Below are 15,386 nucleotides of genomic sequence, written 5' to 3'. Positions count from 1 at the left end.
GCTCCTCGGTAGAAGGTTTTGATCTTGGCGATCGTTCTTCTACCAGGAGCTGCCCCTATATCACCGCAATAGCCTCACATGCCCCGCGTGTCACACTTGACCCAACAGCCGCTTCCTTAACTACCCGGCATTGGGGCTAGGGCAGGTTAGGGCAGCAGCGTCAGCACTATCCAGGCCGCCACCGCGGACGGGAGGACACCGTCGAGCCGGTCCATCAGGCCGCCGTGGCCGGGCAGCAGACGCCCCATGTCCTTGATCCCGAGGTCGCGCTTCACCTGCGACTCGACCAGGTCGCCCAGGGTGGTGGTGAGCACGAAAAGTACGCCCAGCAGCGCCCCCGCCCACGGAGTCTTGCCGGCCAGATAGGTCGCGGTGATGGTTGTCGCGGTGATGCCGCAGACCAACGAACCGGCGAATCCCTCCCAGGACTTTTTCGGGCTGATCGCCGGAACCATCGGATGCTTGCCGAACAGCACCCCCACCGCATAACCACCGACGTCGGAGGCGATGACTGCGATCATCATGCAGAACACCCACCCGGCGCCGCGGTAGACCAGCAGCGCAGCGAAGGAACCGAACAGCACGACCCACGCGGCCAGGAAAATGGTGGCCGAGCTGTCGCGCAAGTAATTCCCCGGCGACGCTGCCACACCAGTCCGCTTGTCCTGCATGAACAGCCGCCAAATCATGCAGACCACGACCATGGCGCCGAAGCCCGCCAGCACGCCTCGAGCGCCGTAGGGCCAGCTCAGCCAGATTGTCACCTGCCCGCCGACCAGCAACGGGATCACCGGGATCAGATACCCGGCTTCACGTAGTCGCCGCACCACCTCATGGCTGGCGACGGCCATGGCCAGCGCGCAGATTGCGACCCAGCCGCGTGGAGCGAGCAGCAGCGTCGCCACGAGGACCGCGCCGATAGCCGAGCCCACCGCGATGGCCGCGGGCAGGTCGCGTCCGGCCCGGGAGGTCTTCTTCGGCCCCTGCGGCGGGCCGTCGGCCGGGGTGCCGGTGCTGGCATCGGTGGCTGCCACGGATCTGTAGGGACTTGGCTGCTGAGCGGTCCTAGACCACCAGCAGCTCGCCTTCTTTGTGCTTGACCAGTTCATCGATCTGGGCGACGTAGTGGTGGGTGGTCTTGTCGAGGTCCTTTTCCGCGCGGCCGACCTCGTCCTCGCCGGCCTCGCCGTCCTTGCGGATGCGGTGCAGTTCTTCCATCGCTTTGCGACGGATGTTGCGTACCGAGACCCGGGCTTCCTCGCCTTTGTGCTTGGCCTGCTTGACCAGCTCCCGCCGGCGCTCCTCGGTGAGCTGCGGTATCGCCACGCGGATCAGGGTGCCGTCGTTGGTGGGGTTGACTCCGAGGTCGGAGTTGCGAATCGCGGTCTCGATGGCGTGCAGCTGGTTGGCTTCATACGGCTTGATGACGACCAGCCGGGCCTCGGGAACGTTGATGCTGGCCAGCTGGGTGATCGGGGTGTTGGTGCCGTAATAGTCGATGACGATCCGGGAGAACATACCCGGGTTGGCGCGCCCGGTCCGGATGGTTGACAGGTCGTCACGGGCCACCGATACGGCCTTCTCCATCTTCTCTTCGGCATCGAAGAGAGCATCATCGATCATCGCGTCTTCCCCTTAGGTGGTGACCAGCGTTCAGGTGGTGACCAGCGTTCCGATCTTCTCACCAGCGACCGCACGGGCAATATTCCCATCGACCAGCAAGTTGAACACCAGAATCGGCATGCCATTGTCCATACACAAGCTGAATGCGGTGGTATCGGCAACTCGCAGCCCCCGGTCGATCACCTCCCGGTGACTGATCACGGTCAGTAGTTCGGCCGCAGGATTCTCGCGTGGATCCTCGGCGAACACACCGTCGACCGCCTTGGCCATCAAGACCACGTCCGCGCCGATCTCCAGCGCCCGCTGCGCTGCCGTGGTGTCGGTGGAGAAGTAGGGCAGCCCCATGCCGGCGCCGAAGATCACCACCCGCCCCTTCTCCAGGTGACGCACCGCCCGCAACGGCAGATAGGGCTCGGCCACCTGGCCCATGGTGATCGCCGTCTGGACTCGGGTGACAATGCCTTCCTTCTCCAGAAAGTCTTGCAACGCAAGGCTGTTCATGACGGTACCGAGCATGCCCATGTAGTCCGAACGGGTGCGTTCCATACCGCGCTGCTGCAACTGCGCGCCGCGGAAGAAGTTGCCGCCACCGATCACGACGGCGACCTGCACCCCGCCGCGCACCACCTCGGCGATCTGACGGGCGACTTGGGCCACCACGTCGGGATCCAGTCCCACCTGGCCGCCGCCGAACATTTCGCCGCCGAGCTTGAGCAACACCCGCTTATACCTCGACGGTGGGTGCGGAGCTGCCGAAGCCGGTACGCCGTTGGTGGTTGTCGCCTCCGACCGGGGAGCCGTCGAGCCGGCGACGTCAGTTTCCGGGGACTCCGCCATAAGACTCCTCGCATGACAGCGCCATCCCGGCGACCACGCGGGACGGCATCTGACATCCTGCCTCATCACGGTGCCGCGGGGTAGCCGGGGTTCAGCTGGCCCGCGGACAGCCGCCGGCGCCGGAGCCCGAACCTCCGTGACTGACGCGCGGCCTAAGCCTCGACGGGCCTAAGACGAGGCGTTCAGGCCCCGGATGGCGGGTCCTTCCAGTAGCGCGCCGTCCGGCGCAAACCGCGATCCGTGCAACGGGCATTCCCAGGCTTGGGTGGCCTCGTTCCAGTTCACGATCCCGCCGAGGTGTGGGCACACCGGCGAAACCCGATGCTCGACGCCGTCCACCGAACACCTCGCCTGCAGGTGCCACGGCGGCCCGGTGACCACGCCAGCGTTGCCGTCGACGGCATGGGATCGCCGGAGGGCCGGCGCCAGCCAGCCTTTGGCCAGGTGGTAGGCGACCTCGAGGTTGGCGGTGAGAGCCGTGGTGACCCCGCTCAATTCATGTGGACTCCAGGCCGCGAACGCACGCGCCCAGTCCAGCCGTCCGCCGAGAATGCGCGAGCTGAGCAGCAACGCCGCGGCCACTCCGTTGGTCAGTCCCCACTTATTGAAGCCGGAGGCAACGAGCACCTTTTCATCACCGGGCAGGATGGGGCCGACATAGGGAAGTTGGTCGACGGGCGTGTAGTCCTGAGCCGACCAGCGATGAGTCGCCACCGCGCCCGGGTAGTGGCGTTGTGCCCATGACGTCAGCTCGTCGAGTTCGGCCGTCGGACTCTTCCGCCCGACGACATGGCTGGCTCCGGCCACGATGAGCCGCTCACCCTCGCCGAACGGGGCATAGCGCACGGATCTGGTCGGCGAGCCCGCCGAGATGAACATCGACCGGGTGATGGGGCTCGGGACGTCGAAAGCGGTGCAGTAGGACCTGCTGGGTTTGAGCCGGGCGAAGAATCCGCCGCGGTCGAAGACGGGCATGCCGGTGGCCAGGATGCAGTGTCCCGCATCGACGTCGGCGTCGCCGTCAGCGGTACGCACCGCCAACCGGACACGGCCCCGATGGTGCGACAGCTTCCGCACCCGGGCGCCTTCCACAAGAAGACCGCCACGGTCGATCAGCTCCCGGATGAAGCTGTCCAGCAACGGCATCGGGTCGATCTGGGCTTGATCGGCCAACCGCACTCCACCGTGGTACGGAAACGGCGCATCGGCCTCGTCGGCCCACTGCGCGCCGACTCCCGCCCGGTGACAGGCGGCCAGCACGGCTCGCGCCGACGCAACCTCGCCCGGGTTTTGGGCGTAGGTGTAGTCGTCTTCGCGCTGTAGCGGCAGCTGGTTGGCGGCACAGTGGCGCAACAGCCAGTCCTGACCCTCCCGATTGCCCCGCACGTAGTCGGCTGCGAGCCCGTCGCCGTGGCGAGCGACGATCTTCGACAGCGTGGTTCCCTGCAGCAGGCTGAGCTTTCCGGTGGTGTTGCCGGTGGTCACCGCGCCCGCGGTGCGGGCTTCCAGCACCAGCACCTCCTTGCCGGCCCGGGCCAACAGCACCGCGCTGACCAGTCCGGTGATACCGGCGCCGGCGACCACCACGTCGGCAGATGTCAACTGGCCTTTCAGCCGATCGGATTGCTCCCGCAGCCGATTGTGGCCGGCCAGCCATAGCGATGTCATTGGTGCCTAATTGCCCGCTGCGAGCAAACCCAAACGGTGTCGGTGATAACACCGCTGCAGCACACAGCCGCGGCAGTTTCCGTCGTCGGGCCCGGCCGGCACCCCGATTGTCGATGTTTGAGCAGCCGGTGCGGCGGGGAATTCGGCGCGCGGATCGAAACGCAGCCGCGCAGCGCCGGCAGGCCGACCCGTAGCTTGAGGGTCCATAGCTCGAGGGAAGGGTGGACCCGGCCCGGGATACGGGCCGGGTTCATCGATTGCGCCGAATCTCAACCGAGCCGGTGGCGCTGACAGCCCGGAAATAAATTTGAATAATTTTCTTCCCAGCGGGTATTCAGGGCTTCGCTGTAAGACATCTCCCCGGGAGGTGCCTACGGATAGGGGGTGGCGGGACCCGCGCGAAGGGGTTGGGAGACGTCTGTTGGAAATTCTGCTGATCAGCAACGAAGCCGACTTCCCCTCGGCATTGCCGAGATTGGAATCGTTCGCGCGCTCGGTGCGGCGTGCCCCGCTGGACGACCACCACGCATGGCAGCTCGACGGCGCTGACGTCGCGATGATCGATGCGCGCACCGACCTGGCCGCGGCTCGCCGGGCATGCCGGCGACTGACGGCGGGCGCACCCGCACTTGCGGTGGTCGCCGTTGTCGCGCTAGCCGATTTCATCGAGGTTGACGTCGACTGGCATTTCGACGATGTGCTGCTGGAGGCGGCCGATGCGGCCGAGCTGCGGGCACGGTTGCGGCTGGCGATCACCCGCCGGCGCAACGCGCTGGAGGGCACCCTCGAATTCGGCGACCTGGTGCTGCACCCCGACAGCTATGCGGCGTCGCTGGGCGGCAAAGACCTGGGCCTGACCGCCACCGAATTCAGGTTGCTTGCTTTTCTCGTGCAGCACGCCGGGCGGGCGTTCACCCGGACCCGGCTGATGCATGAAGTGTGGGGATACGACTGCACCGGGCAGGTCCGTACCGTAGACGTCCACGTCCGACGACTGCGCGCCAAGCTCGGAGCCGAGTACGCAGCGCTGGTGGAAACCGTCCGCAGCGTGGGCTATCGGGCGGCGACGCCACCACAGCCCAGGTGGATTGTCCGCGAGCCGGAGGTAAGTCCCGTGTCTACAGCGGCCCGGGACTCCGTCGCACAGTAGTTCAGCCGAACAGCGGCAGGGCGCGCTTACGTGTCAGGGCGTCCATGCCGCGCTGAATGGTGTCCTCGACTTCGCCGTACTTGCTGTCGACATAGGCGTCGTCGTCGGCGCGGGCAGGGTCGTGGTCCAGTTCGACCGCGGGCATGAACCGGGTCCGGATCTTGGCGGGCAATGGCAGCTGCGGAAGCGCCGCCGGCGCAATGCCCCACGGCAGTGAGATCGCCAGCGGAAACACCTTCAGCCGCAACAGGCGATCGAGCTGTAAGGCCCGGGATAGGCGGTCGCCGCGAATCAGCACCGGCATGGCGTCGGCGCCGCCGACCGTCGCGATCGGCACGATCGGCACCCCGGCCCGAATCGCCATCTTCACGAAGCCTTTCCGCCCGGCGAGGTTGGCCCGGTCACGCTCGGTCCAGGGGCGCAGCGAATCCACCTCACCGCCGGGCCACAACGCCACGTCACGCCCCCCGGCCAATGCCGTCGCGATCGCGTCCGGGGCCGCGGGAAGAACCCCCATCGACCGGAAATATCGCCCGATTCCCGGAATCGCCATCAGCGCGTCGTGAGCGGTGCCGTGCAACGGGCGCTCCGGTCCGAACGTTCGCCACCATTGCAGACCAACGGTCCACGCGTCCCAGACGAACGGAGCCCCCGAGTGAATGCCGACCAGCAGCACCGGCGGCTCGGGAATGTTCTCCCAACCGTCAATCTCCATCCGAAACCAGTAGTCGACAAGCAAATTCCACACAAATTTGTGGCGGTGCATAGTGGTCTCGTCCTGGCCGTCGAGATCCCATTCGCCGGCCCGTTTGGCTACCCAGCCGCTGAGACCGCCGTCCTGCTTGTCCCGCTTGTTCCCCATTGTCGCCCGCGCCTGATCGGCATGACGCTTCGCCTGTTGGCGAACTTCTTCGGGCCTGAGATCGCTAGCACTCATGCCGACGGGGTACCCGGTTGAGTCGGCGGCGATGCAAGCCGGCCAATTCGATTGGTACACGAGACCTCCCCGCGTCGACATTGACGCGGGGAGGTCGATGACAAGCAGCGGTTAGACGTTGCTGGTCCAGATGAGAACGTCTTGCACTCCGTCGTTGTAGACCACGCCGTTGGGCGGCTGGCCGGTCACGTCGAAGTAGACCAATCCGCTGCGTTGGTCACCCTGATTGATCGGCGCCGGATTCAGCCCGTTGGGAACCGGCACCGTGTCGATCACCCGGTAGGTCTGACCGCTGGCCGTGCGGGCGTTGAAGTCAGAGACCACCGGGGTCACGACTCCGCTGACGGATTTGGCGGTGACCTCGGCCTGGTAGAGCCGTCCGCGCAGGGTGTAACCCGGAATGGTCATGTTGCTCGGCTGCAGATTGGCCACCGTATAGGAGGTCACCATCGGCCCGTCTACCAGTTGTTCAGCCGTTCCGAAGCCTTGAATGGTCGGAGGCGCCGCAGCCGCCGATACCGTGCCGAAGACACCCGCCGCCGCGATCGCCGCGGCACCGATACCGGTCTTCATTGCCGTCGTTGTGAACTTCACGCTTATCCCCCTCTCGTTCGTGTCGTTCAAAGCAAGTTGTTCCCTTATTCGGGGCCCTAACCACCCCCAACGAATAACCCCGCCGTCGGGGGCCCAAACCCGGTCATCTCACAAGTTGCCCTGAGCGGCGGGTCTACCTGCACGGACCATCGGGTTTCCTTTTGCCCGACAACATCATTGGCAACACTCATTAGCATCCATTCACAGCGGTATCAGGTGCCACTGCACCGACCGCATTCCGCCGGAAGACGAAATGGTTGATTAGCTCGCGGTGGCCACGGGTAGCCCGTCTGCAGCCGGGGCTAAGGCCGTTCACGAAAGGGGGGAGCCTGCTATGGAACGTGGGAGCGCCAAGCACAGCCCGCGCGACGACGATGAGCTCAAGCATGAATTGAGCGGCACCCTGCAGGGAAATCGATCCAGCAGGAGCGAAGAATGGCGCGATCCGGAGCCACCGGCCGACGACGATCCCGACGTGCCCACAGCCGGCCCGGCAAGCCGGAAATCCTGAACTGATGCACCTGCGAACTTGTCAGTTGAACATTTGCGGCGCTTGACAATTGGTCCGCATGAATTACCGGAAAGGAAGTTGCCATGAGCTTTGCGGCACAGCAACAAAGCGTGCCCGGAGTGCAGGCCCGGATGAATCCTGTTCCTGATTGCGGCGAGAACGGCTATCGCGGTTCGGGAAAACTCACCGGTAAGCGCGCGGTCATTACCGGCGGGGACAGCGGCATCGGCCGTGCGGTGGCGATCGCGTATGCGCGAGAAGGCGCCGATGTGCTCATCTCCTACCTCAACGAGCACGACGACGCGCGCGACGTCGCACGTTATGTCGAAGACGCCGGCCGACGCTGCGTCCTGGTACCGGGGGACCTCGCCGATCCGGCGCACTGCCGCGCGGTGATCGACCGCGCCGTCCAGGAATTCGGCGGTCTCGACATCCTGGTCAACAATGCCGCGTATCAGATGATGCACGAAAGCCTCGACGAGATCAGCGACGAGGAGTGGGACTACACCTTTCGGCTCAATGTCGGCGCATACTTTCATCTCGCCAAGGCGGCGTTGCCGTACATGGGCTCCGGATCCTCGATCATCGGCAGTTCCTCGGTCAACTCCGATACGCCCAACCCCACACTGGCGCCCTACGCCGCAACCAAGGCGGCCATCGCCAATTTCTCGGCAAGCCTCGCTCAACTGCTCGGCGACAAAGGGATTCGCGTCAACAGCGTTGCGCCCGGTCCGATATGGACACCGCTGATCCCGGCCACGATGCCCGCCGACAGCGTGCAGTCCTTCGGGGACAACGTGCCGCTGGGACGCGCCGGCCAACCCGCCGAACTGGCGCCGATCTACGTCCTGCTGGCATCCGATGACGCGAGTTACATTTCCGGCGCCCGGGTAGCCGTCACCGGAGGCCGGCCGATTCTGTAACGGGTTTCACCGGAGCCGTCGATCGTGCCCCGAAGCGACACGTGTAGCCGGACGGTTGCGGGGGTACTGCCCTTGGGGCGGTGGTGAAAGGACGGCGAGCGATCGTGGCCATCGGTACTTCTCACCAGTGCCGGTGGCGCTGGTCTGGCGCATCTGGCGCAGTAGCCGCCGGGCTCATGGCAGCGGCCGGGTGTTTGGCTCCCGGGGCCACGCTGGAAAGCGCGCCGGCGGTGGAGCTGACCGCGATCGGCGCCCCGGTGCGTGATCCCGTCTGGTCGTATCGCGACCGCTCGCTGCTGGGGCTCACCGACGATCACCGGCTCGCCAAGATCACGGTCACCGGTTCCCCGACCGCCGACACACGCCTCTCGGAACCGATGGACGTCGGGCGCAACCTGCAGATCAGCCAGAAGGACGATCGACTCGTCTTCGTGCCGCAGCCGCAGCGTGGCCGGGTGGCCGTCGTCGACATCGACAGCCTGCAACGCGTGGACGAGTTCGACGCCGGGCCCGCGCCGGCTTATCTCACCGAAGATGCCGGAATGCGAGTGTTGCTGGCGTTGTCGGCGGACGGGTCGTCGGTGACGCCGGTGGATCAGTACGGCTTTCGAAAACTGCCCGCCGCCGACATCTCCGCAGAGCCAGCAGACAGCATCGACGGCGCCAACCGCGGACGCCAGATCGAGTACCACCTCTACGGACCGTCCGGAATCCGCTACTACAAAGGGCCGTCGTCCCCTCCGGAAGAACGCGCCTCGTTGCACATGGATGTGGCCGTGTCGGCAGGAGACGGCACCGCCGTGACGCGCAGCTACGTCGCCGGGCGCACCGACAGCGTGCTGTACGCGGTCGATTCGCGGCGCGACGGGCACGGCATGGAAGTGCTTGGCTGCGCACAACTCTCGGCGCCGATTCGCTACCTGGGCACCGACGAAACCCGCATCTACGCCGCCACCGACCGCGACGTGGTGGTGCTGGAAACGGAGAGCTTTACCGGCTACTCGGACGGGATCATCCCGGTGCTCCGCAGAATCGACTACCGGGCGGGTCTGCCGGGTCCGGCCTCTTCCGCGCCACTTTCCGGGATGGCGATCGGGCCGAAGCGGGTGTATCTCACCCTGCGCGGTCAGCAGTATCTGGTCAGCGGTTCCAATCGGTGTGTGACGAACTGCGCTCGGTGTCGGATCTGATCGAGAGGTTCGATCTGGCCCGGCCCCGGTTCACCGACACCCCGAGGCACCCCAGGTGGCGCTAGCCTGTGCCGCCCGGGCGTGGCTGGCGATGGCGCCGATGTCCGAAACGCCCTGGTAGTCGGTCAGGAATTCCTTGGCCGCCAATACAATTCCGGTCCGCGGCGTGGGGCAGTCAGGGTTGCGACACGTCAACGCCACCATGAAGGCGTCGTCATCTTCATTGAGGAACAGGAAGCCCAGATGCAGCGCATGCCCGACCTCGAAATCCTTGCCGCCGCATGCCTCACAGTGCCCGCCTTTGACCGTCACCAGCTCTGACACTTGTTGTCGCTCGGCGCTTTTCAGGCTGATCAGCTCCGGCCGTACCGCCATGTCGGTCATGTCAGATCTCCACATCCTTGTCGTAATGGACGTTGTCCTCGCGCCAACCGCCCAGGCCGTGACCGATGCCGGAGTAGTCGTCGATGAACTCGATCTGGTTGATCCACTTCGCCATTTTGAAGCCCACCTGCGTCTCCACCCGCAGCCGCAACGGCGCTCCGTGCTTGATGGGCAGCGGCTTCCCGTTCATCTCGTAGGCCAGCAGCGTCTGCGGCTTGTACGCCAGCTCGAGGTCCATCACCTCGTAGAACTGCCCCACCCCCTCTGCACTGGGCTCGTCGCGGCCGTTGTCCTGCATGGTCAGAAAGCAGATGTATTTCGCCTGCGGCAGCGGCCGCACATGGTCGGCGAGCGAAGCCAGCGGCAGCCCGCTCCACTCGCCGATGTTCGTCCAGCCCTGGACACAGTTGTGCATAACCCGCTGCGAATGCCGGTCGGCCAGCGCCCGCAGCCCGTCCAGATCCAGGGTGACGGGGTGCTCCACCAAGCCGCCGACCCGCAATCGCCAGTCGACGAAGTTGTGCACCGCCATCACCTTGTATTCGGTGCTCGCCGGCGGTTTGCCGTTGACCCGGTGTTCCTTGGAGATCATTCGCTGCGGGTAGTGCTGCCGCGAATTCAACGGCCGCAGCAAGGTTTTGCGGGCTCCGGTGACGACGGCGCCAAGGACGTGACGGACCTGAACGGACCGGCGCAGACTCCACACCGTCGCCGCGACGTGGACCGCGACGATGGCCGCGATGATGCGGTCAGGATCTGAAACGGCGCCAAAAAGAAGATGACGGCGGCATAGGTCAGCTTCTGGATGGCGTCGTCGGGTCCGCCGGGTAACAGCGGCGGCAGGTTGAAGCTCAGGTAGGTGACGATGTCGTTGTACGCCTCACGGAAGATCGACCACGAATACGGCCAGTACCGGTGCCACTGGCCGGTGGTGAACAGCAGGATGTAGTACGACAGTCCGACGAGGATCCACCCGATGACCGAGAAGAAGTGCCAATGACGGCCCATGCCCAACTTTTTGTGGCCGGGCAACGCGAAAAGTGAGCTGTAGTACTCCTCTTCGTCGAGGGTGTCGTACAACTTGTTGATCGGCATCTCCTTGGGGGTGAAGCGCGCCCACTCGGTGCCCGGCTTGCTGTCGTCGTGCCAGTACAACTTGGGGTGAGTGGACAGGATCTCGATGCCGCTGCGGATCACCAAGGTCAGGAACAACACGTTGAGCCAATGCTCGATCCGCAGCCACGCCGGGAAGTCGAGGACGGTCATAGTCTGCGTCATCCCTGACCGATTCAGTCGTGCCAGTTCTGCCGCTGCGGATAAGCCACGTTGATCCCCGACAGGACCGTCGCATGGACGGCGACGAAGCCCGCGGCTAACGCCGCCGCAAGCGTCCCGGGCGCCAGGTCCCAGCGGCCGGTCAGCGCAACCAGCCCGGGCAGACTGGCGAACCGGCTACCAAGATAGATAAGTAGGACGACCCCGCAGATGAAGCTGCCGAAATACCAACCAGCTTGCGGCACATCCGGTTTGAGCGCCAACGCCATGGCAGCGGCCGCGATCAGGCAGCCGGCGATCAGCACCGCGGCGTAGATCACGAAGCACAGCGGCAAGCGCGGCTGGGTGCCCAGCAGGTAGACGTGCACCCCTACCAGGCCGATCAGCAGCGATCCGGCTAACCCGGTCACCGTCCGCGGCAGATCGAATGCGACGTAGCCGTTCAGCGTCAGCACCGGCGAAGAACACAGTCGCTGCCACGCCTTGAGCCGCAGTCGCCCGAGCAGACCAGCCACCGCTGCTAAGTACCCCCCGAATCGGGCCGCAAACCGGTGGTTCTCCGGCATGGCAGCCGACCGGGCGGGAGCCCCAGCGGATCCACGCCGGTCGTTGTCTGAAGACGAAGGCTTCGGCAACTGCGCCGTCGTCCGGCCTATGCGCTGGGCGCAGGCGGGAATCGAATCTCATTGGTGGGCAATTCGGTTCATCGACCTCGAGCCGCACCCGTCTGACGCATGGGTCAGGGATTCAATGGCGGTCTGACGGGTACCAGTGTCGTCGTTATCGGCGGTGGGGCCGGTGCCAGGCTCTTGCTCGCGGGTGGGTATGGGGTCGTCGAATATGGGTTGGAAGGATTGGTGGTCGTCGGGTAGGCCGGGGTGGTGGGATATGTGGTCGCCGGGTGGGTCGTCGTCACCGGCGGCTGTGTCGTCGCCACGGTGGTTGCCGGCGGCGTCGTCACCGACTCGGTCGATTCGATAGTCGACGGAGTGACAGTGGGCGTGCTCGAGGCCGTGTTCGAGGCCGGTGGAGGTACCGGCACCAGCTGGGAGGACTCGACGGGCGGCGTGATGACCCTGGTGTTGTTGACAGGTTTGCTCTTGGCGGCACCGAACTTAACGGCCAGGACAGCGGCTATCACCAGTGCAACGGCCGCCGCACCGGTCACGCTGATGAGCACCGACGATCGCCCGTACCAATGCGTGCGTTGGGACGCATGGTCGGAACGGGCGTCGGGCCGTTCAGTGTCGGCTGTCACGCCGGCACCCGCATCGCCGTAGTCGACGCCGGTTATCGCGGGGTCGCCCGCAGCGGCTTCCTGCGACCAGGCCAGCGCGCGGTACGTCGCCGATTGGTCGCCGTCGACGGACGCTTCGCCCGCGGCGGCGCGGCTTGCCCCGACGGCCCATGCCGACGGAACCACCTCCGTAGGGGCGAGCGCCGCGGCTTCGCCTTCCGTTCCGGCGGCGGGCGTCCCGACCGCCGCGTTGCCAACCGCGCCCTGAGGGGGCGCCCCAACGGCGGAAGACCTCATCTGGGCCAGGACGGCGGCGCCGATGGCCGCGTTCAACCTGGGTTGCGAGGTGGTGACAATCGGCACCTGCAGCCGCTCCGAGAGCCGACTGGTGATCAACGGGATGCTGGCGCCGCCACCGACCGTCGCGACGGCGGCCAGCCTGCCCTTTGGAATCTGGTTGCGCTGCAACACTTCCTCGACGCAAGAGATGAATCGTTGCAGCGGGCCACAGATAAGGTCCTCGAACTCGGCGCGGGTCAGGCGGACATCCTCGCCGATACCGGGAAGCTCAGCCGGGATGACCGCGACCGTCGCGGCCGACAGTTGTTCCTTGGCACTTCGGCACTGGGCCAGCCGTCGGCTCAGCGGCGCCAGCGGTGCGGTCCCGTCGGCGTCGGCGTCGGCGTCGCGAGCCTCCACTGCCAGATGCCGCAAGATCATCTGGTCAAGCTGGTTTCCCGAGAAGTCGGTGTACCGCTGGGTCGTGGCGATTTGGCGAAAGTTCGACGCCGCATCGGTCAAGGTGACGCTGCTTCCGCCGGCGCCGAAGTCGCACAGCACCACGATGCCGTCGGTGGGGAACCCCGGTTTGGCGTACAGCGCCGCCAGCGCGGCGGTGGCGTCGCCGATGAAGGCCGGTTGCACCGCGCCTGGCGCCAAATCAGGATGGCCCCGCAACGCCTCGCGCAGCGCGCCGACCTGACGCTCGCCCCAATGCGCGGGAACCGCGATGGCAACCGGCGCCCCGTAACCGACGGTGCCTGCCATCGCATCGAGCGCTCCGGCAGTAAGGGCCGCGCCGGAGTGGGCCGATCCGTCGGCCGCTATCAACGGGTCCGGGTCTCCGACCCGCTCGACGAATCCGCTCAGCGCAAGTCCGGGCCCGGCCACATTGGGGTTTTCCTCCGGCGTTCCCACCTCGGGTGCGCGTTGGTTGAACAGTGTCAGCACCGAGCTGCGGGTCACCGGGGCGCTGCCCGTTCGCGCGGCGACGAGGTTTGCCACCCCGACCGACAAGCCGAGCGGGTCGGTCATCTCCCCCTAGATCCTTTCTGTTGGGACCACCGGCCGACCCCTCCCCACTGTTGCCACCTGCGGCACGAGCGCCCGTCGCCGCAATCTGCGTCACCGCGTCGTCGATGGACACCATGGCCAGGCGGCCGAATGCTTCGCGAGCCAACGGAGGAAGGGACGCGCTAGTCGCCAACCGGTGTTTGGTTCACCGCGTAGGGGGTACCGCACCGACGACCGAATGAAACGGATTTTGGTCATTCGATTGGAGACTGCCGGCAGGGGTGACAATTATGGCTGGGCCGACTCGCGCTGTCAAGACGTTCGGGTCGCCTGGCTCGGCCGGGACCGAATTCGGGGGCCGGCCTGCCGCAAGCTGCCGATGCGTGCGCCATTTCACGTTCGGCGGCGATTTGCCCCTGCGATCCATGGTCGCTTCAGTAGGCTCGCCTGGGCGGCGACTTCGAGCCGGTCGAGCACTGACCCTGGCCGGCCGGCGGCTCACTTCGCAGATGACGCGGTACCGCGCGAACCGCGTAGCGCGGCCGCCGTCGTCGCGGTCCCGACTCCCGCCGGGGAGGATGTCGAGCTCCTCCCCGGTGGGCCCAAGCTTGTCCAAATGAGGGCCAGGTTGCCTGGCCTCTGCTCTTTCACATCGATTGCTCGACTGACTGCTTGATTGGGCGCGGCAACCTTCGGATACGACCAGTCGCATAGGGATCCCCGCGGTGGATTTGAACGCAACGGAGCCTGCTGAATCGACCCTGCGGTCCAGGCCAAGCTGGAACCCACCGGCTACCGGATCACCCTGGCCGACGGTGTCGAAGCGACCGGGCAAGCGGCGCGGAACATGATGCCGCCGAAGGAAATGCTGCCGCAGATGCGTGTCGAAGATCACCGGATCGGCGGCGGCTCGCTGGGCGACATCCCGGGCCGAATATATTGGCTGCCCGCCCTGGACATCGCGCCTAACCGACTACCCAGCAGGATGCTTCGTTGCCAACGGTTGTCTTCTACCACGGCGGGACGATCGGCGACCTGGACATCAAGGACGCGGCGAGCCGCGCACACGCGCTGCAGGCCGAGGCCATCGTGGTCTCGGTGGATTACCGCTTGGCGCCGGAACACCGCTACCCGGCCGCCGTCGAGGACTGCTGGGCCGCATTGCGGTGGGTCGGCGAGCACGCCGGCACCCTGGGCGGCGACCCCCGCCGGATCGCTGTGGCCGGCGGCTCGGCCGGCGCCAACCTGGCGGCGGTGATGACCCAGCTCGCCCGCGACAACGGCGGACCTACGCTGAGGTTCCAGTTGCTCTGGTACCCATCGGTGACCGCCGACTTGGCGCTGCCGTCGTTCACCGAGAGGGCACACATGCCGGTGCTGGACACCGAGGCGGTGGCGGCGTTTTGGGCGTGCTATCGGCCAGGCATCGACCTGGACAAACCCAGAGCGCTTCCGACCACACCGGTGCCGGCGAATGCCGCAAGCTTCGTCGGGCTGCCGTCGGCGTATTCGGTGTCGCCGAAGATGATCCGCTGCGCGACGACGGCGCCTGCTATGCAGAGCGACTCGCGGCCGACGGGGTTGCCATAAAGCTCCAAGGCGCCTTCCCTCACCCACGACTTACCTTGGCTTCACCCCTGAACCATCCCGGGTTTCATGCACACCTCGTTACGTGTGACCGGTGTGCTGCCCGATCTGTTGTTGAGCGTAGTACTCGGCCTCGACTTCGGCTGGTGGGCGTCGTTCGAGGCGGTGCATCAGCCT

Annotated in this window: 14 protein-coding genes and 1 pseudogene; 5 read left to right on the top strand and 10 right to left on the bottom strand. The window is 66.0% G+C overall.

What is annotated here, in order from left to right; genetic code table 11:
* Positions 1-146 precede the first annotated feature (146 nt).
* The 4 genes from EET03_RS08430 to EET03_RS08415 all read right to left on the bottom strand — a co-directional run bounded on the left by EET03_RS08430 (position 147) and on the right by EET03_RS08415 (position 4,128).
* Positions 147-1,034, bottom strand: a complete 888-nt coding sequence (locus EET03_RS08430; RefSeq protein WP_063471127.1) for a phosphatidate cytidylyltransferase — start codon at positions 1,032-1,034, stop codon at positions 147-149.
* A 31-nt stretch (positions 1,035-1,065) separates the two neighbouring features.
* Positions 1,066-1,623 (bottom strand): ribosome recycling factor, encoded by a 558-nt coding sequence (gene frr, locus EET03_RS08425; protein WP_075541035.1) that lies wholly within the window; start codon positions 1,621-1,623, stop codon positions 1,066-1,068.
* A 30-nt stretch (positions 1,624-1,653) separates the two neighbouring features.
* Positions 1,654-2,460: a UMP kinase gene (gene pyrH / locus EET03_RS08420; RefSeq protein WP_075541036.1), complete on the bottom strand. Its 807-nt coding sequence runs from the start codon at positions 2,458-2,460 to the stop codon at positions 1,654-1,656.
* Positions 2,461-2,628: 168 nt separating this feature from the next.
* Positions 2,629-4,128 (bottom strand): FAD-dependent oxidoreductase, encoded by a 1,500-nt coding sequence (locus EET03_RS08415; RefSeq protein ID WP_075541037.1) that lies wholly within the window; start codon positions 4,126-4,128, stop codon positions 2,629-2,631.
* Between the two features lie 421 nt (positions 4,129-4,549).
* On the opposite strand from EET03_RS08415, the gene EET03_RS08410 reads away from it, so the two are divergent.
* A complete protein-coding gene (locus EET03_RS08410; RefSeq protein ID WP_075541038.1) occupies positions 4,550-5,278 on the top strand; it encodes a winged helix-turn-helix domain-containing protein in 729 nt (242 codons plus the stop codon).
* 1 nt (position 5,279) lies between these two features.
* Here EET03_RS08410 and EET03_RS08405 read toward each other — a convergent pair whose 3' ends face one another.
* Both EET03_RS08405 and EET03_RS08400 read right to left on the bottom strand, forming a co-directional pair.
* The gene (locus tag EET03_RS08405; protein WP_075541044.1) at positions 5,280-6,215 is read right to left on the bottom strand and encodes a lysophospholipid acyltransferase family protein; all 936 of its coding nucleotides are present in this window, start codon (positions 6,213-6,215) and stop codon (positions 5,280-5,282) included.
* A 111-nt stretch (positions 6,216-6,326) separates the two neighbouring features.
* Complete coding sequence (locus EET03_RS08400) at positions 6,327-6,788, bottom strand: MPT63 family protein (RefSeq protein WP_208649022.1); 462 nt, start codon at positions 6,786-6,788, stop codon at positions 6,327-6,329.
* 355 nt (positions 6,789-7,143) lie between these two features.
* Here EET03_RS08400 and EET03_RS30155 point away from each other — a divergent pair, with 355 nt between their 5' ends.
* The 3 genes from EET03_RS30155 (at position 7,144) to EET03_RS08390 (ending at position 9,433) form a co-directional block, all read left to right on the top strand.
* Complete coding sequence (locus tag EET03_RS30155) at positions 7,144-7,320, top strand: hypothetical protein (RefSeq protein WP_167470608.1); 177 nt, start codon at positions 7,144-7,146, stop codon at positions 7,318-7,320.
* Positions 7,321-7,403: 83 nt separating this feature from the next.
* On the top strand, positions 7,404-8,243 hold the full coding sequence (locus tag EET03_RS08395; protein WP_075541040.1) for an SDR family oxidoreductase: 840 nt from the start codon (positions 7,404-7,406) through the stop codon (positions 8,241-8,243).
* 176 nt (positions 8,244-8,419) lie between these two features.
* Positions 8,420-9,433 carry a hypothetical protein gene (locus EET03_RS08390; RefSeq protein ID WP_244232283.1) on the top strand — a complete coding sequence of 338 codons (1,014 nt, stop codon included), beginning with the start codon at positions 8,420-8,422 and terminating at the stop codon, positions 9,431-9,433.
* 30 nt (positions 9,434-9,463) lie between these two features.
* Here the strand turns inward: EET03_RS08390 and EET03_RS08385 are convergent, their stop codons facing one another.
* The 4 genes and pseudogenes from EET03_RS08385 to EET03_RS08370 all read right to left on the bottom strand — a co-directional run bounded on the left by EET03_RS08385 (position 9,464) and on the right by EET03_RS08370 (position 13,643).
* The gene (locus EET03_RS08385) at positions 9,464-9,817 is read right to left on the bottom strand and encodes a hypothetical protein (protein WP_075541041.1); all 354 of its coding nucleotides are present in this window, start codon (positions 9,815-9,817) and stop codon (positions 9,464-9,466) included.
* A 1-nt stretch (position 9,818) separates the two neighbouring features.
* Positions 9,819-11,083, bottom strand: a pseudogene (locus EET03_RS08380) (molybdopterin-dependent oxidoreductase).
* Between the two features lie 23 nt (positions 11,084-11,106).
* The gene (locus EET03_RS08375; RefSeq protein ID WP_075541046.1) at positions 11,107-11,607 is read right to left on the bottom strand and encodes an oxidoreductase; all 501 of its coding nucleotides are present in this window, start codon (positions 11,605-11,607) and stop codon (positions 11,107-11,109) included.
* Positions 11,608-11,831: 224 nt separating this feature from the next.
* Positions 11,832-13,643 carry an Hsp70 family protein gene (locus tag EET03_RS08370; protein WP_075541042.1) on the bottom strand — a complete coding sequence of 604 codons (1,812 nt, stop codon included), beginning with the start codon at positions 13,641-13,643 and terminating at the stop codon, positions 11,832-11,834.
* A gap of 972 nt (positions 13,644-14,615) precedes the next feature.
* On the opposite strand from EET03_RS08370, the gene EET03_RS08365 reads away from it, so the two are divergent.
* On the top strand, positions 14,616-15,212 hold the full coding sequence (locus tag EET03_RS08365) for an alpha/beta hydrolase (protein ID WP_075541043.1): 597 nt from the start codon (positions 14,616-14,618) through the stop codon (positions 15,210-15,212).
* Positions 15,213-15,386: the final 174 nt, after the last annotated feature.

Origin of the sequence: Mycobacterium innocens (genome assembly GCF_900566055.1) — a bacterium.
GTDB classification, from domain to species: domain Bacteria; phylum Actinomycetota; class Actinomycetes; order Mycobacteriales; family Mycobacteriaceae; genus Mycobacterium; species Mycobacterium innocens.
This window is presented reverse-complemented; position numbering and strand designations above follow the sequence as displayed.

What these genes read in the sequence shown, in the direction of transcription:
- frr (WP_075541035.1), bottom strand. Translation starts at nt 1,623, where the DNA reads ATGATCGATGATGCTCTCTTCGATGCCGAAGAGAAGATGGAGAAGGCC.
- pyrH (WP_075541036.1), bottom strand. Translation starts at nt 2,460, where the DNA reads ATGGCGGAGTCCCCGGAAACTGACGTCGCCGGCTCGACGGCTCCCCGG.
- EET03_RS08415 (WP_075541037.1), bottom strand. Translation starts at nt 4,128, where the DNA reads ATGACATCGCTATGGCTGGCCGGCCACAATCGGCTGCGGGAGCAATCC.
- EET03_RS08405 (WP_075541044.1), bottom strand. Translation starts at nt 6,215, where the DNA reads ATGAGTGCTAGCGATCTCAGGCCCGAAGAAGTTCGCCAACAGGCGAAG.
- EET03_RS08400 (WP_208649022.1), bottom strand. Translation starts at nt 6,788, where the DNA reads ATGAAGACCGGTATCGGTGCCGCGGCGATCGCGGCGGCGGGTGTCTTC.
- EET03_RS30155 (WP_167470608.1), top strand. Translation starts at nt 7,144, where the DNA reads ATGGAACGTGGGAGCGCCAAGCACAGCCCGCGCGACGACGATGAGCTC.
- EET03_RS08395 (WP_075541040.1), top strand. Translation starts at nt 7,404, where the DNA reads ATGAGCTTTGCGGCACAGCAACAAAGCGTGCCCGGAGTGCAGGCCCGG.
- EET03_RS08390 (WP_244232283.1), top strand. Translation starts at nt 8,420, where the DNA reads ATGGCAGCGGCCGGGTGTTTGGCTCCCGGGGCCACGCTGGAAAGCGCG.
- EET03_RS08385 (WP_075541041.1), bottom strand. Translation starts at nt 9,817, where the DNA reads ATGACCGACATGGCGGTACGGCCGGAGCTGATCAGCCTGAAAAGCGCC.
- EET03_RS08370 (WP_075541042.1), bottom strand. Translation starts at nt 13,643, where the DNA reads ATGACCGACCCGCTCGGCTTGTCGGTCGGGGTGGCAAACCTCGTCGCC.